This window comes from Curtobacterium sp. VKM Ac-2884, from assembly GCF_015350945.1.
Lineage (GTDB): Bacteria > Actinomycetota > Actinomycetes > Actinomycetales > Microbacteriaceae > Curtobacterium.
Genome location: NZ_JADKSA010000003.1, coordinates 69169 through 96087, shown reverse-complemented (window position 1 = coordinate 96087; position 26919 = coordinate 69169). Strand labels below are relative to the sequence as shown.

Below are 26919 nucleotides of genomic sequence, written 5' to 3'. Positions count from 1 at the left end.
CATCGGTGCGCAATCGTCGCCCGCTGGAGGGATTCGGAGACGCGGCACGATCCGGTGCCGTAAGCCGGTCCTTGACTGGTCGCGTCGCTGCCTCAGGCTGCTGTGACGATCGACGTACGTGGCGGCGAGCAGCTCCGTCGCACATAGGTGGTCCGGACCGAATCTCACTTCGCGTGCGCCATACGGCCGCGCCATCAGCGTCGGTGCCTTCTCGTACGATCCGTCCCGTAAGTCGTCGTCGTTCGATTCGTTGAGTGCCGCCGCAGCCGTTCTCGCTGGAGAAAGCGGCACGTGGGGCGGACGTGCGGCAGCTTGAGCAGCCGATGCCGGTGTACGCCTGGTTCCAGCTACCGGACAGGCTGATCCGTCGGGATGATGCGCTTGCGCGGAGCATGACTCGTGACGCTGTCTAGGTGGAAGCGGGCCGAGGCGAGACGAAACTCGCGGCGTGGGTTTGGAGGAGCTCGGTGCGGCATAGAGCCGAGGAGCGGTCGAGCGGATCCGCACTGTCAAGCTCTGAACAGCGTGCACCGATGCGCCACAAGAGCTTGCCGCGCCTCGTCGGCGAGTAGGGCGGTCGAGCCCTCCGAGGCCACGCTCCATGAATCTCGACCCGGTCTCACGACGGCGAAGGGTTGCGCGTCGGCGTAGATGGTGAGGACCGTTCCATCTGGCGCTGTGCGGCCGAGATCGAGAAGCAGCTCACCACGCCAGGTGGGTACTCGGGCGGTGTAGCTGTATGGGCCGTCGAGTGCGTTGTCGGGTAGATCGAACGAACGGTCGGGGTCTGTCCCCACGAGCACCGCGTGGGCGGCGGAGTGTCCGAGGAGGTCGGCGATGTCGAACATTGCGTCGCTGACGAAGGGGGCGGTTTGGAGAGGGGCACTCCACCAGCGCGGACGTCCATGGTGCTCCGTGCGGACGAGGACGAAGCGAGCGTTGCCGCGAGTCTCGCTGACCACGAGGACGCTACCGACGGTCATCTGCGCGAGGAGTTCTGCGGCGTCGGTCAGCGTGAGGGGCTTGGCTGCGGTCTCCGCGTTGGAGCGCGAGTTCTCGAGCGTGTTGTCAGTCACATGGGGAGCTATGCGGCGAGGCGTAGGTCGCCCGGAGGTCGTGGGTGTGGACGTGGGGGAAGTCTCCGCCTCGGCGAGCAGCGTCCGCTTCGGCCATGATTGATACGTCGCCGGTGATTTCTCGGGCGGTTGCGAGTTTGAGGGGCCGGCCGTCGTGGGCGGTGAGGAAGATCATTGCGGGCTCACCGTTGGGCTTCAGGAGACGGCGGCGGACGTCCGCTGTCATCTCGTTGAAGCTCCGGGCGATGCCGTCGGTGTCGATGATGCCGTGGAATCGTTTGGTGGGCTCGACAGCGATGGTGATGGGGTCATCTGGCCGCCAGTCGGTGATTTGGAATCTGCGTGCCCCGCTCTTCGGGTCGATGAATGCGCGCACGGTGTCCAGATGGTGGCGGAACGCCGGGAGTCGCACTTCTCGATTGACTTTTGACAATGCTGCTGGAAGGTGCATGCTGATGAGGTCGCCTTCGTCGCGGTCGCTGTTCTTGCGCGGTGCGGTGGGGATCTCATAGGTCGTGAGGTGCGTGAGTGTACTGGCGCGTCCGCCGCAGGCGGCGCCGAGGGCGATGAAGGCGGCGTCGCGTATTCCGGTGTAGCTGCCGTTGGGTGCTTGGTTGGCGCCGTATTGGACTGCGGCGGCCATGAGTTCGTCGAGCTGTGGCGGTTCGAGTGGGGTTGATGCTGCGCTTGCGGTTGGGATGCCGCGGCCTTCCCGCATGGAGGATACGGGGCCGCGTGGGCTCTTCAGTTGGTCGATCGTGATGGGGAGTGGGACGTTGTGCTCTTCGCGGAGCCATTCGTAGAACTGTTTGATCGCAGTCCGGTCGTTCGCGAGGGTGTTTCCAGATACGCGGTGGGGTCCGTCGATTCGGCTGTTGATGTATTCGAGGATGTGTTGGTTGGTGGCGCCGCGGAGTGAAACGTTTCGTTCGGTGAGGAATTGGAGCAAGCCGCGGAGGCTTTGCGCTCGCGTCATGGGTGTGGTGGTGGCTCGGTTGCGGAACGATCGCGAGGCGACGTGCCGGAGCCATGCGGTGGCGTCGGGTTCGAGCAGGCCGTCGACGCTGAGAGCTGGCGCTTCGAGGGGTTTCACGTCCAGGGGGTCGACCTCGAGGACCCCTCGCACGGTGGCGTTGTCCCACTCGCCGCCGTGGTGCAGTCCCACACGTGTCATCCCTGACCTCCTCGTTGGGGTCAGTATGCACGCAGTTCAGGCCAAGGAGATAGGGGCGTCCCCGCACATATGCGGAGACGCCCCTGGGTAGGAGACACGGGATTTTCCCGCAATTTTACCGCTTCAGGTTCGTCAGCTCCTGCAGCACCTCGTCCGAGGTCGTGATGATGCGCGCGTTCGCCTGGAACCCGCGCTGCGCCACGATCAGGTTCGTGAACTCCTGCGACAGGTCGACGTTCGACATCTCCAGGGTGCCCGCCGCGAGCGACCCGACGCCGGCCGAGCCGGGACCGCCGACGGTCGCGGTGCCCGAGTTGCCGGTGGCACGGTAGCCCGAGGCGCCGGTCTTCTCGAGGCCCGCCGGGTTGGCGAACGTCGCGAGGGCGATGCGGCCGAGGGCGAGCGACGCACCGTTCGAGAACGTGCCGGTGACGGTGCCGTCCTTCGAGATCGCGTAGCCCTGCAGGGCGCCGGCTTCGCGGCCGTTCTGCGAACCGATCGACGCGGTGTTGAGCGAGGCGAAGCCGGTGAGCTCCCCCATGTCGACGGCGATGCCGCCGACCGTCAGGGCACCGCCGGAGGTCAGCTTGCCGTCGGTGCCGAACGTGAGCGACCCGTTTGTGGTGGTCCCCTGCCCGTTGCGTGCGGTGACGTCCCAGCCGGTGCCGGTGCGCGTGTAGGCGAGGGACATCGTGTGCTTGGCGCCCGAGGCGTCGTAGACGGTGGCCTCGCGGGTGATGGTGTCGCCGACGGCGGTCTCGGACGGCAGGTTGCCGGCGACCGAGGCCGAGGTGGTGCGGACGGCCGGTGCCGCGGCGTCGAGCGGGAGCGTGATGTCAGCGAGGCCGCCGTTGTCGTTGACGACGCCGTTGGTGGCCGGGTAGCCCTGCACGATCTTGCCGTCGGCGGTGACCAGGCGGCCGTTCGCGTCGAAGTCGAACGCACCGGCGCGGGTGTAGACGGTGTCGTTGCCGAGGCGGGTGACGAAGAAGCCGTCGCCGGAGATCATCAGGTCGGTGGCCTTGCCGGTGGCCTGGGCCGAGCCCTGCGCGAAGTTGGTGGAGACGCCGGCGACCTGGACGCCGAGGCCGATCTGCGCCGGGTTGGTGCCGCCGACACCGGTCTGCGGTCCGCCGGCACCCTGGGTCATCTGCGACAGGGTGTCCTGGAAGACCGTCGACGAGGCCTTGAAGCCGACGGTGTTGACGTTGGCGATGTTGTTGCCGGTGACGTCGAGCATCTGCTGGTGCGAGCGGAGGCCGGAGATCCCGGAGTAGAGCGAGCGGAGCATGGTGCGTCCTTTCGGAGAGGCAAGAAGAGCAGGAAGAAGGAGGGGAAGGAGCGGTGTCAGGAAGCCGGAGCGGTGGTGGTGATGCCGGAGATCACGTCGAGAGCGACCTCCTTCCCGTTCACGGTGACCGTGGGCACGCTGTTCGCGTAGGACACGGCCGAGGCGGTCCCGGTGACGGCGGTACCGGTCGCAGCGTCGGTGTAGCTGACCTGCTTGCCGACGAGGTTCGCGGCGGCGATGCGCATCTGGAGCGAGAAGTTCTCGTTCCCCGTCGTGGTCTGGTTGGTGATCTGCTCCATCATCGCGAGCTGCGTCTGCTGGCTGATCATCTGGTTGGTGTCCATCGGCGACGACGGGTCCTGGTTCTGCAGCTGCGTGACGAGCAGCTTCATGAACACCTCGGAGTCCATCGTCTGGGACTTCTTCGCGGTCGAGTTCGCGGCGAGGGCCGCGGCCTGGGCAGCCTGGTCCACGCTGCCGGTGATGCCGTCAATGGGCATGGTTGCGTTCCTGTTCGTGAGCCGGTCAGGCGAGGACGTCGAGTCCCGCGGTGCGGATGGTGGAGGTGGACGTGGCGGCTGCGGAGGCGGGCTGCGCGGCGGAGGTGCGCCGTGCCTCCAGGCCGGTGTCGGCACGCAGGCGGCCGTCGGCCGGTCGCTGGTCGCGACCCGCCGACGTGCCCGGGTGGTTCTGCGACGACAGGTCGAGCGTGGTGCTCAGCCCGGTGCCGGCGGCGTCGCGCCGCAGGTCCGGCAGCACCTGGCGGACCGCGTCGCGTCCCGCTTCGGACGCCGCGAACAGCTCGACGTGCATGCCGTGCGCGGTGACGTGTGCGCGGACCGTGACCGGTCCGAGGCTGTCCGGCACGACCTGCACGGTGACGACGTGTTCCCCGGGCCCGGCCTGCGCGAGCGAGAACACCGGTCGCGCGAGCTGCTGCCCGAGGGGCGCGGGCGTGGCCGACGGAGCGGCGGCCGCCGTGACCGGGGCGGGCGCGGCGGTCGGCGTGGAGGGCAGGACGAAGGGCGTCTCGCCGCCGCGCGTGGTGGTGACTGCCGGGAGGCCCGGATCACCCGCCGTCGATCCCTGCTGGTCCGTCCCGTGGCCGGTCTGTCCACCCCGCGCGGCGGTCGCCGCTGCCACCGTCACGACGGCCGGGGTCGTGGTCGCGGAGCCGTCGGTGGGCTGGGTGGGCTGGGTTGCCGCGGCGATCGGCTGGAGCGTCGCGGCGGCCGCGGCGGCAGTGGCAGCGGGCGCGCTGCTCGTGCTCGTGACTCCGACGGTGCCGGTGCCGGTGCCGGTGCCGGTGCCGGTGCCGGTCGTCCCGCCGGACGGGGTGCCGGGCCTCGGGATGTCCGACGCCGGTGACGGTGCGGACCCGTCGGTGGGATCGGCGGTCGTGCCTGGTGCCGGTACGGCGGCGGATGCGACGGACGCCGTGGTGCTGGCCGACGGCGCCGTCGTGGCCGACGGCGAGAGCGCGGCCCCCGTGGCAGTGGCAGCCCCGGTGGCGACGGCGGAGACGGCAGCAGGCGTCGTCGGCGTGGTCGTCTCCGGGGCGGGCGTCGTCGGCGCCGCGGTGACGTCCTGCGCCGTCGGCTCGGGCGCGGTCGACGTCGCCGGCGTGACCGTCGCGGCAGGGGTCGTCACCGCGACCGGAGGGACCGGGGCGGGCACCGTCCCCGCGAGCGGGAGCGTGAGCGTGGACGCCTGGGCCTCCACGGCGACACCGGTCGCGCCGTCAGCGACAGCCGCCACGTCCGTCCCGGTGCTGGTCGTGGCAGCGTTCGGCGACGTGGTCGAAGCGGTGTCGTCGACTGCTCGGGAGTCGTCCCGGCGCGCAGGTGCGCGCTCACCGGTACGACGATCGGTCGCGGCGGCCGCGGACAACGCGGCGTCGAACGCCCTGGCAGTCCCGGCGTCGGACGTGGCGCGGGCGGGCGCAACGCTGCTCGCCGGAGCGGGCACGGGCTGGGTGGCGATGGTCAGGCTCATGCGGCGCTCCCGGACTGCATCATGGACAGCAGCGCGGCGGTCTGCAGGTCGGTGGCGCTGCTCGCGGCGGTGGTCGCGGTCGTCGCTGTGGTTGCGGACGCCTGCGCCGGCACGATGCGGCGGATGGTGGCGATGTCGGCGTCCGAGTACCAGTTGTCGACGATGCGGACGTCCTTGCCGGGGCGCGGCGCGTGCAGCACCTTGCCGTCGCCGACGTAGATGACGACGTGGCCCTCGCCCTTCGGGATGATCAGGTCGCCGGGCTGTGCGTCCTTCAGGGAGCCGACCTCGACGCCCATCTTCGCCTGGTCCGGCACGACCCGGGGCATGGTCACGCCGAGGTCCTTGAACACCGTCTGCACCAGGCCCGAGCAGTCCATGCCGGCGGTCGTGGTGCCGCCGAACACGTAGGGCACGCCGAGGTACTTCTTCGCGTCCGCGACGACGTCGGACCCGGTGGCGCCGCTGCCCGTCGCGAGCGTGCCCGCGCCGGCGTCGACGGACGTGGCGGGCGCACTGCGCGCGGCCGCCGCAGCGCCGGCAGCAGCGGTCGCGGTCCCGGTGCCGGTGGTCCCGGTCGCCGTGGCCAGGGCATCGGCGAACGCGCTCGACGACGCGCTGGTCGACCCGGCGGACGACGACGTACTCGTCGCCGCGGCCGAGCCACCGCGCAGGGTGTCGATCTGGGAACGGATCTCGGAGATCCGGGAGAGCACCGCTTCGACGCTCATCGGGCACCACCTTCCGTGCGGCGTCGTGCCGCGATCTCGTCGAGGGCGTTCTGTTCGGTGCGGAGTTCCTCGGCGGCCTGCTCGGCGGCGTGCTTGCCCTCGAGCTTCTCCAGGCCGACCGCGGCACGTCGTGCGGCGGTGTACTCGTCCTGCGCACGGTCGGCGTCCGCACGACGGGTCCGGACCACGGCGTCGAGCTCCTCGAGCATCCCGCGGGTCGCAGCACGCGCAGCGGCGACGGCGCTCAGGGTGGCGGCGTCCTCGATCGGCTGCGCGCCCTCGGCGTCGGCGAGGCTGCGGCGCGCGGCGATCCGGGCGTCGGCGGCGTCGCGCGCGCGCTCGTTCGCGGTGGCGAGCGAGGCGGCGGCGCGGTCCTGTTCGGTGTGCCGCAGGCGCAGGAGCCCCGCGAGCGGGAACCGGCGGGCCATCACGACACCCCCAGCTGCTGCACGAGACCACCGAGTCGCTGCCAGGACGCGTCGGCGGTCGCCCGCTCGTCCATCCCCTGGCGCAGGAACGCGTCGATCGCGCCCTGGTGGTCGACGGCGGCGTCGACGAGCGGGTTCGAGCCGCGCTGGTACGCGCCGACGTCGAGCAGGTCCTGGGCGGCGGCACGTGCTGCCATCACCTTGCGGAGGGTCGTCGCGGCACCGCGCTGCGCGGGGTCCGTCACCTTCGAGGCCACACGGGACACCGAGCCGAGGGCGTCCACGGACGGGAAGTGCCCGGTGATCGCGAGCTTCCGGTCGAGCACGACGTGACCGTCCAGGATGCTGCGGGCGGCGTCGGCGATCGGCTCGTTGTGGTCGTCGCCGTCGACCAGCACGGTGTACATGCCGGTGATGCTGCCGACGCGGTCCGTCCCGGCACGCTCGAGCAGTCCGGCGAGCACCGAGAACGTCGACGGCGGGTAGCCCCGGGTGGCCGGCGGCTCCCCCACCGAGAGTCCGATCTCACGCTGCGCCATCGCGACGCGGGTGAGCGAGTCCATCATGAGCACGACGTCCTGGCCGGCATCGCGGAACGACTCGGCGATGCGGGTGGCCACGAACGCGGCGCGCAGACGCATGAGGGCGGGCTCGTCCGAGGTCGACACGACGACGATCGAGCGGGCGAGGCCCTCGCGGCCCAGGTCGTCCTCGAGGAACTCGCGCACCTCGCGGCCACGCTCCCCCACGAGTGCGATCACGTTGACGGCGGCGTCGCTCCCCCGAGCGATCATCGACAGCAGCGAGGACTTGCCGACACCGGAGCCCGCGAAGAGCCCCATGCGCTGGCCACGGCCGACGGTGGTGAGGGTGTCGAGCACCCGCACACCGAGCTGCATCGGGGTGTCGATGCGGGTGCGTGCCATCGCGTTCGGGGTCGCGTGGTCGAGCGGCACCCAGTCGACGGGCTCACCACCGGCACCGACGAGCGGTCCGCGGTCGTCGATCGGCCGGCCGAGCCCGTCGAGCACACGGCCGAACAGCCCGGCACCCGTCGGCACGAGCACCGGCCGGCCGGTGGGGCGTGCGGGGGTGCCGGCGGTCACGCCGCCGAGGCGGCCGAGCGGCATGCAGCGCACGCCGGTGGCGTCGGTCGCGACGACCTCGACGGCGGTCTGCACGCCGCTCTCCGGTCCGACCGTGACGACCTCACCGACGTGGGCGTCGAGCCCGGCGATCGTCAGGCCGAGGCCGACAGCACTCGTGACGACGCCGACCCGCTGGGGTGCGGCCTGCCGCAGGGCGTCGTCGAGCCCGCGGGGCCGGAGCAGCGTGGCGGTCACGCGGACACCCCCTGCAGCTCGACACCCAGTGCAGTGCGGGCGCGGTCGAGTGCGGTGGCGATCCGGGCGTCGAGGATGCCGCTCGGCAGGTCGACGACGGCGTCGCCGTCCCGCAGCGCGGGGTCCGCGACCACCGGGACCGGCAGGTCGACGTCGGCGACGCGGGCGGCGTCCGCCGGGCTGAGCCGGACGGCCACCGGGACGCTGCGGTCGATGGACGCGAGTGCCCGCCGGACGGTGGTCTCGGCGCCGGACGTGATCCGGGCCTCCCCTCCGTCATCGGTCCCGACCGCCGGACGGGAGGCACGGATCTCGTACCCGACGATCGCCTCGGCCAGGTCCGTGGCCGCGCTGGCGACCGAGGCCTCGGCGTCGCTGAGGACGGGCGCGACCGTGGACAGCATCGCGTTCGTCGCGGCGTCGAGGACGGCGATGCGGCGGACGGTGTCCGCGCGCAGCGACGCGGTCAGCGCGGCGTGCTCTGCCTGCAGGCGGGCGCGCAGGGCGTCCGTCTCGGCCTGTGCGGCGCGGAGTCCCGCGGTGTAGCCGGCGGCGTGGCCGCGGACGTCGGCACCGGACGCGCGGTCGGTCGCGGCGGCGGTGCCGATCGCGGGGAACGCGATGCGCTGCACGGTGCCGGCGGTCGTGGTGTCAGTCAACGAGCTCGTCCTCCTCGGCACGGTGCACGGTGATGACGCCCTGCGCCTCGAGCTCGCGCACGGAACGGACGACCTCGGCACGCGCCTCCTCGACCTGCGAGACGCGGACCGGGCCCATGGCCTGCAGTTCGTCGTCGAGCAGCGAGCGGTTGCGCTCGGACACGTTCGCGCGGATCGTCTCGACGACGGGTCCGGCGGCACCCTTCATGGCGGTCGCGAGGAGCTTCGAGTCGATGCCGCGCAGCACCTGCTGGATGTCGCGGGACTCGAGCTTGACGATGTCCTCGAAGGTGAGCATGCGCGAGCGGATGTCCTCGGCGAGCTCCGGGTCGCGGGCCTCGAGCCCGTCGAGCACGGCCTTCTCGGTGGCGACGTCGGAGCGGTTGATGATGTCGACCAGGGGCGCGATGCCCCCGACGACCTCGACGCTCTCGCGCGGCGACACGACGGCGCCGGCGCGCTGCCGCAGGACACCGGCGACGATCCCGACGGCCTCCGGGGTCGCGCTGCCCATCGTGGCGAACGCCTGCGCGACGTCGGTGCGGACGCGCTCGTCGACACCCGCGAGGACGGCGCTCGCCTGACCGGGCTTGAGGTGTGCGAGGACGAGGGCGATGGTCTGCGGCAGCTCGCCCTCGAGCAGGGTGATGACCTGCCCGGGCTCGGCGTCGTCGAGGAAGTCGAAGGACTGGCCGGCGAGGTTCGAGGCGAGCCGGTCCATCACGCCGGCGGCGCGCTCGGCGCCGAAGGACGCCTCGAGCAGCCCGAGGGCGGTTTCCTTGCCGCCGCGCTTCTGCAGCCGGCCGCTCATCGTGATCCGGTGGAACTCCGACATGGTCTGGTCGACGACGGTGTCCTCGACGCGGCGCATCCGGACGATCTCGGCCGAGATCTCCTCGGCCTCCATCTCGGTGAACTGCTTCATCACCTCGGCAGCGCGGTCGGTGTCCATCTGCATGAGGATGAGCGCGACCTTCTGGGCGCCGGTCAGCGCACGGTCGTTCGAACCCTTGCCGGTGCCCGGGCCGTTGCCGTTGCCGTTGCTGCCGCTCGGCATCAGGGCGCTCACACCGGTGCCCGGTCGTCGAGGAGCCCGCGCAGGAGCTCGGCCGTGCGCTTCGGGTCGCGTTCGGCCAGCGCGGAGATGTCCTGTCGGCGGCGCTCGGCCGTGATCTCGTCGGTCGTCAGCACCTCGGTCGGCGGGTCACCGGCGGGCATCGTCGACAGCACGGCGGTGGGGGCGTCGCCGGCGCCGAGGGTCGCCCGGTCGGCGGCGCCGTCCATCGCGAGCGGCAGCTGGAAGGTCTCACCGGCGAAGGCGTCGAGTTCCCCGAGGTCGACGGCCTCGCGCTCCTGCTTCCGGCTGCGGCGGGCGATGACGAACACGACCGCGATGAGCGCGAGCAGGATGCCGATGACGATGCCGGCGGTGCGGATCGACGACCACAGGGCTTCCTGCTGGTCGGCCTTCTGCTGCGCCTCGAGGGCCTTCGCAGCCTGGTCGGCACCACTGGTGTCGAAGTCCATCATCGCGACCTTGACCTGGTCGCCGCGGTTCTGGTCGACGCCGGCGGCGGCCGACACCAGGTCGTTGATGCTCTGCAGGTTCGCGTTCTGCACGGCGTCGGCCTTCGAGTTCAGCGCGACCGAGATGGTCTGCCGGTCGAGGGACCCCGAGGGGATCTGCGTGGTCTCGGTGGTGTGGTCGACGGCGTTGTTCTTGGTCGCCGACTCGTTGGTGTAGCCGCCGTCACCGGTGCCGCTCGTGGCGGTGCCGTTCGGCACCGCGATGTTGTCCGGGCCGAGGACCCCGGTCGCGCCGCTCGACGCGCCCGCGGCACCCGAGCCGTACTGCTCGGTGGTGCTCGACTCGTTGAGCGCGACCGGACCGGAGGTCGGTGACGTGTAGCTCTCCGACGTGCGGGTGCCGGACTCCTGGTTCATCGTGCCGGAGACGACGACCGTCGCGTTGCCGGCCCCGAGGGTGGTGTCGAGCAGGTCCTGGATCTTCTTGCTCGTCGCGGCGTCGTAGTCGGCGGCCTGGTCGGCGCCGCTGCCGGTCGCACCGGTCCCGACGGCGGACAGCGTCTGCCCCTCGGCGTCGACGACCGAGACGTCGGTGGTCTGCATGCCCTCGACCGAGGCGCTGGTCAGGTGCACGATCGCCTGCACCTGGTCGGTGCTCAGCTGCGTGCCGTTGTCGGTGGCGATGAACACCGACGCCGTCGGGTCCTTCTCCTCGGACACGAACACGGACTTCTCCGGGATCGCGAGCTGCACGGTCGCGGTCTGCACGCCGTCCATCGCGCCGATGGTCTTGGCGAGCTCGCCCTCCATCGCCCGCTTGTAGGTGACGTCCTGCTGGAACTCCGAGCTCGTCACGCCCATCTGGTCGAGCAGCGAGTAGCCGCCCTCGTTCGACGACGGCAGCCCGTTCGACGCGGCCTTGAGACGCTCCGAGTACACCTGCGCCTGCGGCACCAGGATCGTCGCGCCACCGTCGGTGAGCTGGTACGGCACACCGTCGGTCTGCAGCTGGTCGGTGATGGAACTCGCGTCGGCGGCGGCCAGCCCGGTGAAGAGCGGCGCGTAGGACGCCTTGCCGAGCCACGACGCCAGGGCGATCCCACCGAGCACGAGCGCGGCGATCACCAGGATCGCGATGGTGCGCTGGGCGGCGGAGAAGCCCTTCACGTACGCGGACAGGCGCGCGAAGACGTTCTTGACGGCGACGGGCATCAGGCCTGCATCCTCATGATCTCGTTGAACGCGTCGACACCCTTGTTGCGGACGGCGGAGACGAGCTCGAGCGTGACCTGCGCGCGGGTGGCGGCGATGGTCGCGTCGTGGATGTCGTCGAGGTTCCCGGTGACGGCCTTGAGCGCGAGGGTCTTCGAGTCGCTCTGCAGCGCCTGCAACCCGTCGACGGCGTTCCCGAGGCTGGCGGCGAACCCGCTGCCGTCGGTGCTGGTGGCGCCGGCGGTGCCGGCGACGTCGCTGGAGGTGCCGGACACACTGGTCAGTGCGTTCGTCATCGCGTTGGTGGTCACACCGTTGACGGCGTCGATGGGCATCAGTTCTTCCCGATCTGCAGTGCCGCCTCGTAGGCGGTCTTGGCACGGTCGACCACGGCGGCGTTCGCCTGGTAGCCGCGCTGGGCCATGATGAGGTCCGCCATCTGCGTGCCGAGGTCGATGTCCGGCATGCGGACGTAGCCCTCGTCGTTCGCGAGCGGGTTGTCCGGGTCGTAGGTCACGCGGCCGGCGGCGCTGCCGAACGCGGCACCCTTGACGTAGGCGCCGGACACGCCGTTGCCCTCCTGCACCTCGACGTAGCGGGCCTGGAACGCGGTGTCGTCCATCGACTTCACGGTGTTCGCGTTCGCCATGTTGTCGGCGACGGCGTCGAGCCACTTCCGGTGCACGGTCATGCCGGTGCTCGCGATGCCGATCGCGTCGAAGGTCGTCACGAGTTCGTCCGCATCGCCGCACGGACGCTGGTGAGCTCGGAGTTCATCGCCTGCGTGGCGAACTGGTACCGGAGCACGGTGTCGACGTTGGAGAGCGTCTCCTCGTCGAGGTTGACGTTGTTGCCGTTCGTGTTCGTCGGCTCGAGGCTGCGGGCGACCGTCGGCGCGGTGTCCCCGCTGCCGTCGGTGATCGACTTCGCCAGGGCGTCCTCGAACTGGACCTTCTCGGCGTGGTAGCCGGGCGTGTTGATGTTCGCGATGTTGTTCGCGATCACCTTCTGGCGCATCGACAGGCCGTCGAGTGCGCTCTGCAGCGCGACGCTCGTCACGGAATCGAACACGGTGGTCCCCTCGTCAGGCGTCGTCGATGGGACGTCGCCGTGCGGTGGTGGCCGATCCGTGGCCGAACTGGTGAGCGATCCGTGCTCGTGTGGCGCTATCGGTGCCCGTCCCCGGCCGCGTTAGCCCTCGCCCCGAACGGGGGTGGCTGGGGCGCGTTCGTCCGATGCAGAACGACTTCCTGGTTGTCGTACGACGACCACCTCGTCGCACCTTGCGCGCGCCCGGTGTTGCACGCGCGGGCGAGCGACACCATCGATGTCGTACGACGTCGACGATGTCGCACGTTGCGCGCGCAGATAGTTGCGCCCGCGGTCCGACGACATCCTCGTCGTCGCACGACGACCACCTCGTCGCACGTTGCCGACGCTGGTCGTCCACAGTGGAAGCCGTTGCGCTCGCGGGGCATCGACATCCTCGTTGTCGTACGACGACCACCTCGTCGCACCTTGCGCCCGCCCGGTGTTGCGCTCGCGGGGCATCGACATCCTCGTTGTCGTACGACGTCGAGCATGTCGTTCCGGGTCGAGAGCGCGCGCGGGTCAGGCGGACGCGTCGAGGTACACCGCGCCGCGGGGCTCGCGGGTCGCGTCGACGGCGCGCAGCGCACCGAGGTGCTCGAGCGTCGCCCGCCGGTCCGACTCCAGTTCCGCGATGCGGTCGCGCTGCGCAGCGAGCAGCCGGGAGGCACGCCCCACCAACGCGCGCGGCACCGGACCCAGCCCGGCCGGCTCCGACCACCCCACCACGGCCGTGGGGTCGGCCGCCTGTCGGGCGGCGTCGTGCTCCAGGGAGTCGAGCAGGGCCTCCCAGGCGAGGCGGTGGTCGACCTGCTCGGGCGACACCTCCTGCTCAGGCGACGGTGTCGTTTCACGCGACGGTGCCGGTTCAAGCGACACCGAGGGCTCCGCCCGTCGCCTGCTGACGTGCCGGCGTCGCCGGCAGCGCCGCGGCGGCGTCGTGCCACGACTGCCGCAGGGGTTCGAGGATCCGGATGCAGTCGCGCGTGGCCTGCACGTCACGGTGCACGTTCGCGGTGATGAGGGACGTCGACGCGTAGTTGTAGACGGCGAGCAGGCCCTCACCACCGTCCCAGACGTCGATCCGCAGCGTGGACGACAGCTCGCCGACGATGGCCTGCGCGTGCAGCAGCTGTTCGCGCGCGGTGTCCCAGTCGGCGCCGGTCTGTGCGGCCTCGGCGCGGTGCAGGTCGAGCAGCAGCCGGTCGTAGAGCATCGTGACGAGCTGCGCCGGGGTGGCCGACAGGACGGCCTCGTTCGTGTACTGCGCGCGACGCTGGTCGGTCACGGTGCGGGGCTGCGCGGCCTGGCGGAAGGCGGCGGCCTGGAAGTCGAAGGTCATGGTGATCCCGTCAGCTCGTCGTCGCCGCGAGCTGGCTGGCGAGCCAGCTCGACTGGGACTGGAGCTTGCTGAGGCTGGTCTCGAGCGACGAGTACAGCGTCTGGAGCGATGCGCGGCGCATCGTGAGTCGGTCGGTCCAGCTGTCGATCTGGGTGTTGAGGTCCTTGGCGACCGCCTGCTGGCCGGTGATCGTCGTGGTGATGGACCCGTCGTACTTGTCGGACGCCGCGGTGGCGGCGGCACCGACGTTCGCGGCGACGCCGGACAGCATCGCCTGCGTTCCCTCGGGGTCGGTGGCGAGGGCCTTCTGGAAGACGTCCGCGTCGAAGGTGAAGCTGCCGTCCTTGGTGATCGAGATGCCGATCGACGACGGCGACTTCCCGCCGACGGGCGCCGACATGGTGCTGCCCAGGCGCTGCACGGCGTCGCGCGAGGTGCCGTCGCCCATCAGGACCCCGGCGGTCGTGGTCGTCGACCCGCTGGTGGCACTCGTGGTGCTCGTCACCGCGGTGTTCGTCTTGTAGTAGGCCGAGACCGCGTTCATCGCGTCGACGAGTCCGGACGCCACGGACTGGGCCTTCGTGGTGTCCTGCGCGACGCCGACCGTGACCGGGTCCGTCGAGGCCCTCGACACGGTGACGCTGAGCCCGGGGACCAGGTCGGTGAACGTGTTCGTCGCACTCGTGATCGTCTGCTCGGCGGCGGTGCCGGCCCACAGTGTGACGCTGGCGTCCTTCGCCTGGGCGACGACCGCGGCGCCGACCTCGGCCAGCACGTTCGTCGCGGTGCCCGCGGTCACCTGGTCGGCGGTCCCCCGGTACACCTCGAAACCACCCGCGGCCCCGGTCTTGGCAGACGTCAGCTGCACCCGGTAGAGCTTGGTGCCGTCGGCGGCCGCACCCGCGGCGACCTTCGTGGCGGTGACGCCGGCCCCGGACTTGTTGATCGCCGAGACCGTGTCGTCGAGGGAGCCGGACGAGGGCGTGACGGTGGTCTTCGTGCCGTCGGCACCCACCAGGGTGATCGGTTCGGCAGCGGCCGACCACGTGGACATCGCGGCGGTGACCCCGACCTGGGCGGACGCGGTCGAGCCGACGCTGAACGTCAGTGATCCGGCGCTCGCGTTCGTGCCGGTGACGGCGGTGACGCCCGACGACGAGCTCGTGGCGGTGAACAGGTCGAGCGAGGTCGCCTTGGCGGCGTCCTTCGCCTTCGTTGCGAGGGCCTGCACCAAGCCGTTGATCGTCTGCAGTGACGAGATGAACGAGTTGGTGCTCGTGAGCTTGTTCTTGAGCAGGGTCTGCGGCACGCCCTCGACGCTCATCAACGAGTTGATGAGGTCGGTCGTCTTGAGCCCGCTGACGAGCCCGTCGATCGCGAGGCTGGTGCTCGAGGACACGGACGATGACATCGTCGACACTCCCTGGCGTCGTGGGGATGGTCAGGAGGGCGACGCCGCCTCCCGGGAAGCCTGAACGATCCCGGAAGGCGGCGTCGTGGGTGCTAGCGCAGGAGCGAGAGCACGCCCTGCGTGCTCTGGTTCGCCTGCGCGAGCATCGACGTGCCGGCCTGGCTGAGGATGTTGTCGCGCGTGTACTTGACCATCTCCTCGGCCATGTCGACGTCGGTGATGCGCGAACCGGCAGCGGTGAGGTTCTCCTTGGCCACGTTCGTCACGTTGATGGCGTGGTCGAAGCGGTTCTGGACAGCACCGATGCTCGAACGTGCCGAGGACACGTACTTGATCTGCTCGTCGATCGCGGTGATGGCGGCCTGAGCGTTCGTCGCGCTGTCGAAGGTGAGGGCGCCGACAGCGGTCGACACGGACTCCACGTTGGACTTCGACAGGTCGACGTCGATCTGGCTCGCCGCGTCGCCGTTGGCGCCGACCTGGAACTTCAGGACGCCTGCGGTGCCGGCGGAGCCGTCGAGCAGGTTGATGCCGTTGAAGTTGGTCGACTGCGAGATGCGGGTGAGCTCCTTGGTGAGCTCGCCGACCTCGGTGGTGATCGCCTTGCGCGAGTCCTCGTTGTTCGAGTCGTTACCGGCCTGGACGGCCAGGTCGCGCATGCGCTGGAGGATCGAGTGGGTCTCGGTGAGGCCACCTTCAGCGGTCTGCACGACGGAGATGCCGTCCTGCGCGTTGCGGGCGGCGACCGTGAGGCCACCGACCTGGGACTTCAGCCCCTCGGAGATCGACAGACCGGCCGCGTCGTCGGCAGCACGGTTGATGCGGAGACCCGACGAGAGCTTCTCGAGGGACTTCGACAGGTCGTTCTGCGTCGAGTTGAGGTTCCGGTACGTGTTGAGTGCCGAGAGGTTGGTGTTGATGGACATACCCATGGTGGTTTCCTCCGTGAATGCTGGGTCGTACTACAGCCCGTCCGTGGGCTGACGTGGATGACTCTCGACCGGGTGCCGGGAGTCGTTAGGGAATCGACGGAAATACCCGTCGACGGTTCAGCTCGCCGCCACGGCGACCGGCGCGGTCGCGTCGTGGACGGCACGTGCGACGCCGGCGGCCGCGTTCGACGCGACGCGTGCGAGGTAGGCGCTCCGGCGAGCCGCGGTGGTGCGCGAGGCGGGTTCGGCGGCCGCACCGCCGTCCCCGTAGTGGGCGGCCAGTCCGTCGCGGAGCAGGCGCATCGCCTCGGAGCGCTGCTGCGAGACGGCGGAGTGCGTGATGCCGAGCTCCGCGGCGACGTCGGTCACCGAGCGGTCCCCGAAGTAGACGGCCTCGACGACGAAGCGCATCCGCTCGGGCAGCGCCTCGACGGCTGCGCGCAGGTAGCGGCGCTTCTCGGTCTCGAGCAGGTCGTCGCCGGGCAACGGCAGGTCCGCGGCGACGAGGTCGTGCACGGTCTCGTCGAGGGGCGCGACGATGCGGGCCGCGTCGCTCATGGCGTCCGAGGCGGTCTGCCGGTCGACACCCATCGCGTCCGCGATCTCCTGCACGCCGACGCTCCGGCCGAGTCGGGCGGACAGGGCCTCCTGCGTGGCGAGGGTCTCGCGGATCCGCCTCCGGGTGCCACGAGACGCCCAGTCGGCCGAGCGCATGTCGTCGGCGAGGGCTCCGGCGATCCGGGTCCGGGCGTAGGCGCCGAACGGGACGCCGAGTGTGGGGTCGAACGCGTCGGCAGCGGCCACGAGGGCGAGGGAGCCGACGGCGGCGAGGTCGTCGCGGTCCAGGTGCGTGGCACGGGAGCGGACGTCCGCGACGATGTAGCCCACGAGCGGGAGGTGCTCCACGATCATCGCGTTGCGTGCGGTGCGGTCCATGCTGATCCCCTGATCGACCTGACGTGACTGTCTCGACTCACCCGTCCCTGGGCACGACGGACGCCGGCCTCGGATGGCCGGTGCGTACGCCGAAGACCCGCCCGGTTCCCTCCGAGCGGTGCACCCCGCGCCCCTGTGACGCGGTTCGAGGTCGCCCTCGTGTTGCGTTCTGAATGTATCGGCTGGCAATGTCCTGAACAGGGGTTCACCCGTCCCCAGTGCGGGGGCATTCGCGGTGTTTCCCGGTCCACATTTGGGGGGACCCGACCCGTAGAACGACCGTTCCCGCCCCCCGGACGGGGTGCGTTTCCCGACATTCCGGGAGGCCCGGGGGACGTCCGCCTCGCAGGTCACGTCCCCCGCCGCTTACGACCACCGCCGTCGGGTCGATAGGTCTCGGTGTCCGCCGGATGGTGGACCCGAAGACCCGAACACCCGACGACGACCCACACGGGAGGAGCTGATGAGCGTGAACGACCTGTCCGCCGTGCTCTGGCGCGAACGCGAACTGCTCGAGCTGCTCACCTTCAAGCTCGAGGAGGAGCAGCTCCTGCTCACCGCGGGCCGTTCCCGTTGGGTGTCGCACGCCAGCCGCGAGGTCGAGCAGGTCCTCGAACGACTCCGCAGCACCGGACTCGAGCGCGCCGCGTCGAGTGCCGAGGTGGCCGAGGAGTGGGGCGTCCCCGCCGATGCACCGCTGCGCGACGTCGTCGCCGCAGCGCCGAACGGCCCGTGGGGTGAGATCCTCGCCGCGCACCTGACCGCGATGGTCGAGCTCACCACCCAGATCGGTGCCCTGCGCGACGAGAACGACCGCTTCCTGCGCACTGCCGCCCAGGCCACCGAGGAGACCCTCGCCGGCACCGTGACGACCGCCGCGACCTACGACGCCTCGGGCACCTCCGGTTCCGGCTCCGACGGCGCCCGCCTGTTCGAGGGGACCCTGTAACCCCGTGGTCAGCACCTTCGGCTCCCTCGCCACCGCGTACTCCGGCCTCGCCGCCGCCCGCGCCGGCATCGACGTCACCGGCCAGAACATCGCGAACGCCGGCACCGCCGGGTACACGCGGCAGCGCGTCACGCAGAACTCAATCCCCGCGACCCAGACCGGGTTCATGCGCGGCACCGCCGCCCTCGCCGGTCAGGGCGTCTCCGTCGACGGCATCGCCCGCCTAGCATCGCTGACGCTCGACGTCGGCGTCCGGGTCGCCGCGGGGTCTTCCGCCTACGCCGACGCCCGTGCGACGGCACTGTCCGCCCTCGAGACCGGCCTGCACGAGCCCGGCAAGGACGGCCTGAGCGCCAAGCTCGATGCCTTCTGGTCGTCGTGGAGCGAACTCGCCAGTCACCCCGACGACCCGGGTGCCGCCAGCGCCGTCCTCGGCGCAGCGGGCACCGTCGCCGCGGCCCTGGCCGCCGGGTCGAAGGCCGTCGACGCGCAGTGGTCCTCGGTCCGGGGCACCGCGGCCGGCCAGGTCACCCAGCTGAACGACGCAGCGAAGCAGGTGGCCGACCTGAACGGGCGGATCCGCACCGCACTGGCCTCCGGCGGCAACGCCAACGAACTCCTCGACCAACGCGACCAGCTCACCGAGCAGATCGCGACGCTCGCCGGCGGGACGACCCGCACCAACGCGGACGGAACGGTCGACGTGCTGCTCGGCGGCAACCCGCTCGTGCAGGGCACCGACGCCCGCGCCGTCGCCCTCGGCGGTGGCGAACGCCTCGCCGACGGCGCCGCGGTCACCCTGACCTGGACCTCCGGCAGCGCCGGCGCGGTGTCCCTGAGCGGCGGGTCGATCGGTGGCGCCCTCGCCGTCCTCGCCCCGGCGAACGGGAACGGCACGGGCGGCCCGCTCGCCCAGGCCGCAGCGTCCTACGACGCCGTCGCGACCCAGCTCGCAGCGACCGTCAACGCCGTCCATGCCACCGGCACGACCCCGGCCGGCACCGCCGGCACCGCGTTCTTCGCCCTCGCGGCGGGCGTCCCCGCCGCGCAGGGCCTGTCGGTCGTCCCGACGGACGGCAGCGGCCTGGCGACGCGGAACGCGGCGGGGCAGCTCGACGACTCGTTCGCCGACGCGCTCTCGCGACTCGGCACGGGCCCTGGGGCCGCCGACACGACCTGGGCGACGTTCGTGGCGGGGGTGGGCACCGCCTCCCGGTCGGCCGCGACGGAGTCGACGCTCACCGGACTCGCCCTGACCAACGCGCGCACCCAGCAGCAGTCGAGCGCCGGCGTCGACCTCGACGAGGAGAACGTGAACCTGCTGAGCTACCAGCACGCGTACCAGGGCGCGGCACGCGTCCTGACCGCCGTCGACGAGATGCTCGACACCATCATCAACCGCGTCGGACTCGTCGGGAGGGGCTGATCGTGATCACCCGGGTGACCACCCAGATGTCGATGGCCGCGGCCTCGGCACGGCTGCAGACCGGTGCGGCGCGCGTGGCGCAGCTGACCGAGCAGGCCACCACGCTGCAGGCGATCCAGAAGCCGTCCGACGACCCCGTCGGCACCGCGTCGTCGATGCAGGTGCGCAAGGAACAGGCCGCCGCCGCGCAGTACACGCGCAACGCGAACGACGCCGTCGCCTGGCTCGCGACCACCGACAGCGCCCTGTCGAGCGTCTACTCGGTGCTGAACAGCGTGCGGGACCTGACCGTGCAGGCGGCGAACTCCGGCACCATGAGCGACACCGACCGCGACGCCTTCATCACGCAGTTCCAGTCGCTGAAGTCCGACCTCGAGGCACGGGCCAACACGACCTACGGCACCCGCTCGGTCTTCGCCGGTGCCTCGACCGCCGCCGCCGCGTACGACCCGACGACCGGGTGGGCTGCCTCCGGCACGGACGTCTCCCGCCGGATCGGCGACGGCACCACCGTGCGCGTCGACACCGCCGGGGCCGACGTCTTCGGCACCGGCGCGTCGTCCGTGTTCGGGGTGCTCGACTCCATCGTCAGCGACCTGCAGAACGGGGTGAACGTGAACGCGCGGATCAACGACGTCGACGGCGCGCTCGGGGCCGTCCGCGGCGCCCAGGCCGACGTCGGTGTCCGGCACGCGACCGCCCTCGCCGCCCAGGACTCGCTGAAGACCGCGGCCGTCTCGCTCGAGAACCGCCGCGCCGGCATCGAGGACGTCGACCTCGCCAAGGCCGTCCTCGACCTGCAGGTGCAGCAGACCAACTACCAGGCAGCCCTCGCCGTCACCGCGAAGGTCCTGCAGCCGACCCTGATGGACTACCTCCGATGAGCATCTCCCTGACCTTCGCCGTCCCGCCGTTCGGCCTGTCCCCCGCACCGGTCTTCACGCTGACCCCGGTGGACGGCGCCGAGGGCCTGTTCACCCTCGTCGGGGGTTCCTCGCGCTTGTTCGTGCTCGACGCCGCGGTGCACCTGCCGTCGTACTCGCCCGAGCTCACCGACGAGCAGGCCGCGGGGCTCGAGCTGACCGACCCCGCCGACGCCGTGCTGCTCGTGGTGGCGAACCCCGGCGCGTCGGGCACGACCGTCAACCTGCTCGCGCCGATCGTCGTGAACGCCCGGACCGCCGTGGGCGCGCAGCTCATCCTGGAGGACCAGGACCTGCCGCTGCGGGCGGAGCTCGCGCGGGCGTAGGTGCTGCGGGGGTGCCGGCCGGCCGCACCCGTTTCCGCTGCCTGGTCGACTCGGAACGACATCCTCGATGTCGTACGACATCGAGTTCGTCGCACCCGCGCGTGCGCAACAGTTGCATGCGCGGCCCGACGACAACATCGACGTCGTGCGACATCGATGTTGTCGTACCTTGCACGGGGTCGGTCCAGCTTCGAACACGCGTACGCCCTCGGCCCGGGGCACCGATCCCGGCTGGGTCCTGTCGTCGGTCGACCCCGAACGACATCCTCGATGTCGTACGACATCGAGTTCGTCGCACCCGCGCGTGCGCAACAGTTGCATGCGCGGCCGGACGACAACATCGACGTCGTGCGACATCGATGTTGTTGCGCCGTGCGTCCGCCTCATCCCTCCACAGACTGGAGGCCCGGCTCGTTTCCCACAGATCGTCGCTCCGGACCGACGTGGTGGGCTCGCACCACCGATCGTTGAGGCATGAACGACCGAGTCCTCGACATCCCCCTCATCCGCACCGGCGACCATCCGAGCGCGGAACGGCGTGCGCTCCAGCGTCGTGTGCACCGCGGCTCACTCGCCTCGATCCGGCCCGGTGTGCTGGTCGATCCGGCGCTCGTACAGGGGCTGCGGAGCGAGGACCGTCTGCTCCTGCTCGTCCGGGCGACGGTCCCGTCGGTCCGGCTGCCCCGGGCGTTCTCCCACTCCTCCGCGGCAACCGTGCACGGGCTGCCCTTCACCGCAGCGGCTCCCGACCGAGTCGAGGTCGTCGACCCTCGGCTGACCCGGCCGGACACGACGGCGCTTGTCCGGGTCAGGCCGGGGCATGCGATTGACGACTCCGCCGGACGATGGGCAGGGACGCCGCCGACCGTGCCGATCGAGATCAACGGGGCGCCGGTGACGTCGTTGGTCCGGACGCTCGTCGATCTCTCGGCCACCGCACCGTTGGACCAGGCCGTACCGATGATCGATCAGGCGCTGCGCGGGCGACGGGTCCTGCCGGAGATGCTCCGGGACGAACTCTCGGCCCACGAGCGCAAGGGATCCGAGAAGGCAGGGGTGGCGATCGGGATGGGGTCGGCGCTGTCGGGGTCGCCGGCGGAGTCGGTGTGCCGGGTGCGCTTCCGGCAGGTCGGCGCGCCGGAGCCGGTGCAGCAGCACGAGTTCCGACGGACCGGAGGTGGGACGGCCGTCGTGGACTTCTGGTTCCCGGATCAGGGCGTCGTGGTCGAGGTCGACGGTCGCGCGAAGTACGAGGACCCGACGATGCTCGAGGGGCGGAGCACCGCCGAGGCGCACTGGCGGGAGAAGCGTCGCGAGGACTTCGTCCGGTCGTTCCCCGAGGTCCGGTTCGTCATCCGGTTGTCGTGGGCCGACCTCATGCAGCCCGACCGCGTGCGTGCAGCACTCCGCCGGGCGGGTGTCCCGTGCCGGTGACGAACAGGCGAGCGGCTCCGAGGGCCTGGCCGCGATCAGCGGCTCGGCGCCTCCGGGTGGTGTGCACGCTGCCGTTCGACCACGAGCGGTGCACTCGGCACGCCACCGCCGACGATCACTTCGCCGGTACCGACCCGCACACCGTGGACCCGCCCGACACCCTTCACCACACCGCCACGCCGATCGGGGTCGGGCTCGCGGTGGTCGCCCCCGGCTGCGAGCTCGGCGTCGCGGACGGCGACCGTCCCGAGCACCTGGGCACCGGCGCCGAGCTCGGTGGGGCCCTCGACGAGGCAGCCGCCCGACAACCGAGCGCCGTCCCCCACGAGCACGTCCACCCCGGTCGCCGTGATCGTGACGGGCCCCGGGCCCAGTTCGGCACCGGAACCGATGGTCACGCGGGCCGCGGTGGCGACGACGGTGACCTGGCCCGGACCGAGCCGCGTGCCGGATGCGACGGTGATCGAACCCCCGGCACGCGTCTCGAGCACGGCTCCGGGGTAGAGCACCACCCCGGCTGCAAGGGTGACGTCCGCGCCGACGAGCACGGAGCCGGGGTCGAGCACCACGACCTCGGGCAGCAAGCCGCGCACATCGGCGACCGTCAGGAACCCGGAGGTCCGCCGAGCCGTGTCCGCCTGATCGGGCGCGCCGTCGATGTCCATCCAGCGAGCCTCCCACATGCCCGGCGTACGGTGAGCGCATGGCCCGCTCCCCGAAGGACCAGGCGATCGTGCCGCTGCCGAACGCCCAGGTCTCCCCCATGCCCGACGACTCCCGGACCCCGCAGCCGCAACAACCCGGCGGGTGGGTCAAGTGGCTCGACCGTGCCATCAGCGTCCAGCGCCCGGTGGTCGTGGCGCACGTCAACGCGATCCGCCGACGCAAGCCGGACGCCACCCCCGCCGAGGTCATCCAGATCCTCGAGCGGCAGTACCTCACCGCGGTCACCACCGGTGGCGCAGCGGTCGGTGCGAGTGCGGTCATCCCGGGCGTCGGGATGGTGGCCGCCCTCGGGCTGAGCGGCGCGGAGACGGTCGGGTTCCTCGAGACCACCGCGCTGTTCGCCCAGTCGGTGACCGAGGTGCACGGCATCGCCCTGGACGACCCCGAACGGGCACGGACCCTGGTGATGGCGATGATCCTCGGTGCTCCGGGCACACAGCTCATCAAGCAGCTCGGCGGGCAGATCGCTGGCGGTCAGGCACGCACGGCCTTCTGGGGCGAGATGGTGACCTCGTCCCTGCCGAAGCAGGTCGTGAACGGCCTCGGCGGGCAGGTCCGCGACCAGTTCATCAAGCGGTTCGCAGTGCGCCAGGGGACGTCGGTGCTCGGCCGTGCACTGCCGTTCGGCATCGGCGCCGCCGTCGGCGGGCTCGGCAACCACGCGCTCGGGCGGAAGGTCATCCAGGCCTCGCGGACCGGGTTCGGGCCGCCGTCGGCACACTTCCCGATCGTCCTCGAGCCCAAGCCCGCGAAGCCGGAGAAACAGCCGAAGGACAAGCAGCCGAAGGACAAGCAGCCAAAGGACAAGCAGCCGAAGGAGCCCAAGCAGCCCAAGCAGCTCGGCTGGCGTCGAGGCTCGGCAAAGGACGAGGATCTCTGGTCGGAGACGCCCGAGCGCTGAACCGGGCGGCAGGCCCGATCAGAACGACCGAGGCCCGATCAGAACGACCGAGGCCCGATCAGAACGACCGCACCGGCGTCCTGACGACCTGACCGGCGTGCGCGAACCCGCCGCCGAAGCCGAACAGCAACGCCGGGACGCCCTCGGGCAGGTCGCCACGCGCCCATGCCTTCGACAACCCGAGCGGCACGCTGGCGGCCGAGGTGTTGCCGGACTCGACGACGTCGCGGATGACGAACTTCGACTCCCCGCCGAGTGCGGTCACGAGCGGCTCGATGATCCGCAGGTTCGCCTGGTGGAACGCGAACACCTCGATGTCGTCCATGGTGAGCCCGGCGGCCTCGACGACCTTGCGGGCGTGCCCCTCGGCCTCGGTGATGGCCCAGCGGTAGATCGATCGGCCCTCCTGGTTGAACCGACCCGGCGAGCCCTCGACCCGCACCGCGTCGAGCAGGTGCGGCACGCTGCCCCACGACACGGGCCCGATCTCCGGGACGTCGGCGGCGCCGAGCACGGCGGCTCCGGCCCCGTCGCCGACGAGCACGCACGTCGACCGGTCGGTCCAGTCGGCGATGGCGGAGAGGGTCTCGGACCCGATGACGAGCGCGACGTCGGTGGACCCGACGCGGATCGACTGGTCGGCGAGGGCGAGCGCGTACTCGAACCCGCTGCACGCGGTGTTGATGTCGATGGGCGCCGGGCCGTTCGTCATCCCGAGCGCGGCGGCGACCCGACCGGCGGTGTAGGGCGCACGGTCCTGGTGCGTGGTGGAGGCGACGATGACGAGGCCGACGGCCGAGGGCGACACACCGGCGTCGGCGAGGGCGTTGCGGCCCGCTTCGATCGCCATCGACGTGACGCTGTCGTCCGGACCGGCGATGTGGCGGGTCTGGATCCCGGTCCGGGTACGGATCCACTCGTCGTTGGTGTCGACCATGGTCGAGAGCTCGTCGTTGGTCAGGATGCGTTCGGGCTGGTGGTGACCGAACCCGAGGATCCGGCTGCCACGGAGTGCTGGGGTGTTCACCGTCGTCACGGTACTCCTCCCCGGAGCGCGGACATGCCCCGGACGGCATGCAGCCACGCACCATGCAGAACGATGCATCCCAGCAAGCAGACCGATACAGCCCAGCATGCAGAACCGGTACTCCCAGGGCCTGGCAGGGTGCCCCTCGGAGCGCGTAGACCGGACCCATGGACTACACACACCTCGGACGGACAGGGCTGTCGGTTTCACGAGCAGTGCTCGGCACGATGAACTTCGGCCCGGAGACCACTGAAGACGACTCGCACGCCATCATGGACCGGGCCCACGAGCTCGGCGTCAACTTCTTCGACACCGCCAACGGCTACGGCGGCTCGGTGGGCAAGGGCGCCACCGAGGAGATCATCGGCCGCTGGTTCGCGAAGGGCGGCGGCCGTCGCGAGAAGACGGTGCTGGCGACCAAGGTCTACGGCGACATGATCGACTGGCCGAACGGCGGCAAGCTCAGCGCGTTCAACATCCGTCAGTCGCTCGACGCCAGCCTGCAGCGCCTGCAGACGGACCACATCGACCTGTACCAGTTCCACCACGTCGACCGTGCGACCCCGTGGGACGAGATCTGGCAGGCGATCGACGTCGCCGTGCAGCAGGGCAAGGTCCTGTACGTCGGGTCGTCGAACTTCGCCGGCTGGCACATCGCCCAGGCGCAGGAGGCCGCGAAGCGCCGCCACACCTTCGGCCTGGTGAGCGAGCAGTCGATCTACAACCTCGTGGTGCGTGACATCGAGCGCGAGGTCCTGCCCGCCGCCCGCGAGTACGGCCTCGGTGTCATCCCGTGGTCGCCGCTGCAGGGCGGTCTGCTCGGTGGTGTCATCGAGAAGACCGAGAACGGCTCCCGCCGCCTGTCGGGTCGGAGCGCCGAGTACGTCGAGGGGCACCGTGACCAGCTCACGGCCTACGAGTCGTTCGCCGAGGAGCTCGGCCACACGCCCGGCGAGCTCGCCCTCGCGTGGCTCCTCCACCAGCCCGGTGTGACCGCGCCGATCACCGGCCCCCGCACGATGGAGCAGTGGGAGTCCGCGGTCCGCGCCGTCGACATCCGCCTGGACCAGCGTGCGCTGGACCGGCTCGACGAGATCTTCCCGGGGCACAAGACCTCACCGGAGGACTACGCCTGGTGAGCTGACGGAACGGGCCGGAACCACGGCCCGCGATCAGGGCCAAGGACGGGAGGCACGGTGCGCGTCGGACGCGCACCGCGCCTCCCGTCCGCCGTTGCGACCACCGCACGTGGTGAGCCGACAGGACGTCGCCCGCCCGTCAGAGCGCTGCGATCTCCGCGTCCGTCAGCCCGGCCCAGCGCAGGTACGCGGCGACGCTGCCCCACCGCGCCTCGACGTGCCGGACCACGGTGGTCATGGTCTCCGGCACGCACCGTTGCGCGATGGCGGTGGCCTCGGGGGCGGTGCTGACCGCACGTTCCGCGGCGAACCGGTCCGCCAGCCCGACAGCGCTGGCGGCGTAGTCGTCGCCGACGGCCTCGATCGACGCACCCCAGAGCCGGGCGAGCAGTCCGCTGACGACGCCGGTGCGGTCCTTGCCGGCCGCGCAGCAGACGAGCACGTCGCCGTCGGACCGGGCGATGGCGCGGAACGCGGCGGCGATCCCGGTGCGGTGGCGCTCGAGCCAGTCGATGTACTGCTCCTCGAGCTGCACGGCCTGGGCGCCGGACTCGACGGTCGACGGGTCGAACAGCGGGACGAGCCGGTAGCCGTCGGTGGTGCCGAGCGGGTGCGGGACGCGGGCGACCTCGTCGTCACGGCGGAGGTCGACCACGGCCGTGAGTCCGTGCGGGTAGGCGTCGGCACCGACGCGTTCGGTGTTGGCGCGGTACACGGTGCGGGGTCGGGCGTGCTGCAGGCCCGGTCCCCCGACCTCGCGCAGGTTGGTGAGGGTCGACGTCGTCGTCATGCCCCCACCCTGACAGACGACAGACGACAGACGACAGACGACAGACGACCGACGACCGACGAGCGAGGACCGACAGCACGACGACGGGCCCCGCGCTTGCTGTGTGCGCGGGGCCCGTCGTCGTGCGGGTGG

General features: G+C 71.1%; 29 protein-coding genes. 7 read left to right on the top strand and 22 right to left on the bottom strand.

Annotation, left to right across the window (positions count from 1 at the left end; genetic code table 11):
- Positions 1-509: 509 nt before the first annotated feature.
- From ITJ60_RS08795 to ITJ60_RS08705, 19 genes are all read right to left on the bottom strand, one after another.
- Positions 510-1076 carry a hypothetical protein gene (locus tag ITJ60_RS08795; RefSeq protein ID WP_194647672.1) on the bottom strand — a complete coding sequence of 189 codons (567 nt, stop codon included), beginning with the start codon at positions 1074-1076 and terminating at the stop codon, positions 510-512.
- On the bottom strand, positions 1069-2250 hold the full coding sequence (locus tag ITJ60_RS08790) for a site-specific integrase (protein ID WP_194647671.1): 1182 nt from the start codon (positions 2248-2250) through the stop codon (positions 1069-1071). The genes ITJ60_RS08795 and ITJ60_RS08790 overlap by 8 nt, the downstream gene beginning before the upstream one ends.
- Before the next feature lie 115 nt (positions 2251-2365).
- Entirely contained in the window at positions 2366-3541 is a 1176-nt protein-coding gene (locus ITJ60_RS08785) for a flagellar hook protein FlgE (protein WP_123338361.1), read from the bottom strand.
- Between the two features lie 56 nt (positions 3542-3597).
- Positions 3598-4041, bottom strand: coding sequence for a flagellar hook assembly protein FlgD (locus ITJ60_RS08780; RefSeq protein ID WP_123292727.1), 444 nt, complete (start codon positions 4039-4041; stop codon positions 3598-3600).
- Between the two features lie 25 nt (positions 4042-4066).
- A complete protein-coding gene (locus ITJ60_RS08775; RefSeq protein WP_194647670.1) occupies positions 4067-5536 on the bottom strand; it encodes a flagellar hook-length control protein FliK in 1470 nt (489 codons plus the stop codon).
- Complete coding sequence (locus ITJ60_RS08770; RefSeq protein ID WP_194647669.1) at positions 5533-6267, bottom strand: C40 family peptidase; 735 nt, start codon at positions 6265-6267, stop codon at positions 5533-5535. The genes ITJ60_RS08775 and ITJ60_RS08770 overlap by 4 nt, the downstream gene beginning before the upstream one ends.
- A complete protein-coding gene (locus ITJ60_RS08765; protein ID WP_194647668.1) occupies positions 6264-6695 on the bottom strand; it encodes a flagellar FliJ family protein in 432 nt (143 codons plus the stop codon). Before ITJ60_RS08765 ends, ITJ60_RS08770 begins: the two co-directional genes overlap by 4 nt.
- On the bottom strand, positions 6695-8038 hold the full coding sequence (locus ITJ60_RS08760) for a FliI/YscN family ATPase (RefSeq protein WP_194647667.1): 1344 nt from the start codon (positions 8036-8038) through the stop codon (positions 6695-6697). Before ITJ60_RS08760 ends, ITJ60_RS08765 begins: the two co-directional genes overlap by 1 nt.
- Complete coding sequence (locus ITJ60_RS08755) at positions 8035-8697, bottom strand: hypothetical protein (RefSeq protein ID WP_194647666.1); 663 nt, start codon at positions 8695-8697, stop codon at positions 8035-8037. The genes ITJ60_RS08760 and ITJ60_RS08755 overlap by 4 nt, the downstream gene beginning before the upstream one ends.
- Positions 8690-9754 carry a flagellar motor switch protein FliG gene (fliG, locus tag ITJ60_RS08750; RefSeq protein ID WP_123292859.1) on the bottom strand — a complete coding sequence of 355 codons (1065 nt, stop codon included), beginning with the start codon at positions 9752-9754 and terminating at the stop codon, positions 8690-8692. Before fliG ends, ITJ60_RS08755 begins: the two co-directional genes overlap by 8 nt.
- A gap of 8 nt (positions 9755-9762) precedes the next feature.
- Positions 9763-11436 (bottom strand): flagellar basal-body MS-ring/collar protein FliF, encoded by a 1674-nt coding sequence (fliF, locus tag ITJ60_RS08745; protein ID WP_194647665.1) that lies wholly within the window; start codon positions 11434-11436, stop codon positions 9763-9765.
- Entirely contained in the window at positions 11436-11771 is a 336-nt protein-coding gene (fliE, locus tag ITJ60_RS08740; protein ID WP_123312739.1) for a flagellar hook-basal body complex protein FliE, read from the bottom strand. Before fliE ends, fliF begins: the two co-directional genes overlap by 1 nt.
- Complete coding sequence (locus ITJ60_RS08735; protein WP_235035933.1) at positions 11771-12166, bottom strand: flagellar basal body rod protein FlgC; 396 nt, start codon at positions 12164-12166, stop codon at positions 11771-11773. The genes fliE and ITJ60_RS08735 overlap by 1 nt, the downstream gene beginning before the upstream one ends.
- Positions 12163-12507, bottom strand: coding sequence for a flagellar basal body rod protein FlgB (locus ITJ60_RS08730; protein ID WP_194647664.1), 345 nt, complete (start codon positions 12505-12507; stop codon positions 12163-12165). The genes ITJ60_RS08735 and ITJ60_RS08730 overlap by 4 nt, the downstream gene beginning before the upstream one ends.
- Before the next feature lie 540 nt (positions 12508-13047).
- Complete coding sequence (locus ITJ60_RS08725) at positions 13048-13350, bottom strand: hypothetical protein (protein WP_123292718.1); 303 nt, start codon at positions 13348-13350, stop codon at positions 13048-13050.
- A gap of 43 nt (positions 13351-13393) precedes the next feature.
- A complete protein-coding gene (gene fliS / locus ITJ60_RS08720; RefSeq protein WP_194647663.1) occupies positions 13394-13867 on the bottom strand; it encodes a flagellar export chaperone FliS in 474 nt (157 codons plus the stop codon).
- 10 nt (positions 13868-13877) lie between these two features.
- Positions 13878-15266: a flagellar filament capping protein FliD gene (gene fliD / locus ITJ60_RS08715; protein WP_323749129.1), complete on the bottom strand. Its 1389-nt coding sequence runs from the start codon at positions 15264-15266 to the stop codon at positions 13878-13880.
- A gap of 104 nt (positions 15267-15370) precedes the next feature.
- Complete coding sequence (locus ITJ60_RS08710) at positions 15371-16210, bottom strand: flagellin (RefSeq protein ID WP_181437623.1); 840 nt, start codon at positions 16208-16210, stop codon at positions 15371-15373.
- A gap of 117 nt (positions 16211-16327) precedes the next feature.
- Positions 16328-17146, bottom strand: coding sequence for a sigma-70 family RNA polymerase sigma factor (locus tag ITJ60_RS08705; RefSeq protein WP_194647661.1), 819 nt, complete (start codon positions 17144-17146; stop codon positions 16328-16330).
- Positions 17147-17609: 463 nt separating this feature from the next.
- On the opposite strand from ITJ60_RS08705, the gene ITJ60_RS08700 reads away from it, so the two are divergent.
- The 5 genes from ITJ60_RS08700 (at position 17610) to ITJ60_RS08680 (ending at position 22204) form a co-directional block, all read left to right on the top strand.
- The gene (locus tag ITJ60_RS08700; RefSeq protein WP_111086397.1) at positions 17610-18095 is read left to right on the top strand and encodes a flagellar protein FlgN; all 486 of its coding nucleotides are present in this window, start codon (positions 17610-17612) and stop codon (positions 18093-18095) included.
- A 4-nt stretch (positions 18096-18099) separates the two neighbouring features.
- Positions 18100-19521 (top strand): flagellar hook-associated protein FlgK, encoded by a 1422-nt coding sequence (flgK, locus tag ITJ60_RS08695; RefSeq protein ID WP_194647660.1) that lies wholly within the window; start codon positions 18100-18102, stop codon positions 19519-19521.
- A gap of 2 nt (positions 19522-19523) precedes the next feature.
- Entirely contained in the window at positions 19524-20405 is an 882-nt protein-coding gene (flgL, locus tag ITJ60_RS08690; protein WP_194647659.1) for a flagellar hook-associated protein FlgL, read from the top strand.
- A complete protein-coding gene (fliW, locus tag ITJ60_RS08685) occupies positions 20402-20770 on the top strand; it encodes a flagellar assembly protein FliW (protein WP_194647658.1) in 369 nt (122 codons plus the stop codon). The genes flgL and fliW overlap by 4 nt, the downstream gene beginning before the upstream one ends.
- Positions 20771-21244: 474 nt before the next feature.
- Entirely contained in the window at positions 21245-22204 is a 960-nt protein-coding gene (locus ITJ60_RS08680) for a hypothetical protein (protein ID WP_194647657.1), read from the top strand.
- A 35-nt stretch (positions 22205-22239) separates the two neighbouring features.
- Here ITJ60_RS08680 and ITJ60_RS08675 read toward each other — a convergent pair whose 3' ends face one another.
- Positions 22240-22869, bottom strand: a complete 630-nt coding sequence (locus ITJ60_RS08675; RefSeq protein WP_194647656.1) for a hypothetical protein — start codon at positions 22867-22869, stop codon at positions 22240-22242.
- 38 nt (positions 22870-22907) lie between these two features.
- Between ITJ60_RS08675 and ITJ60_RS08670 the strand changes: the two genes are divergently transcribed.
- Complete coding sequence (locus tag ITJ60_RS08670; protein WP_194647655.1) at positions 22908-23831, top strand: hypothetical protein; 924 nt, start codon at positions 22908-22910, stop codon at positions 23829-23831.
- 58 nt (positions 23832-23889) lie between these two features.
- Here the strand turns inward: ITJ60_RS08670 and ITJ60_RS08665 are convergent, their stop codons facing one another.
- Positions 23890-24858, bottom strand: coding sequence for a beta-ketoacyl-ACP synthase 3 (locus ITJ60_RS08665; protein WP_194647654.1), 969 nt, complete (start codon positions 24856-24858; stop codon positions 23890-23892).
- Between the two features lie 167 nt (positions 24859-25025).
- Between ITJ60_RS08665 and ITJ60_RS08660 the strand changes: the two genes are divergently transcribed.
- Complete coding sequence (locus tag ITJ60_RS08660; protein ID WP_123338347.1) at positions 25026-25997, top strand: aldo/keto reductase; 972 nt, start codon at positions 25026-25028, stop codon at positions 25995-25997.
- A 139-nt stretch (positions 25998-26136) separates the two neighbouring features.
- On the opposite strand, the gene ITJ60_RS08655 is transcribed toward ITJ60_RS08660, so the two are convergent.
- Complete coding sequence (locus ITJ60_RS08655; protein ID WP_194647653.1) at positions 26137-26787, bottom strand: tyrosine-protein phosphatase; 651 nt, start codon at positions 26785-26787, stop codon at positions 26137-26139.
- Positions 26788-26919: the final 132 nt, after the last annotated feature.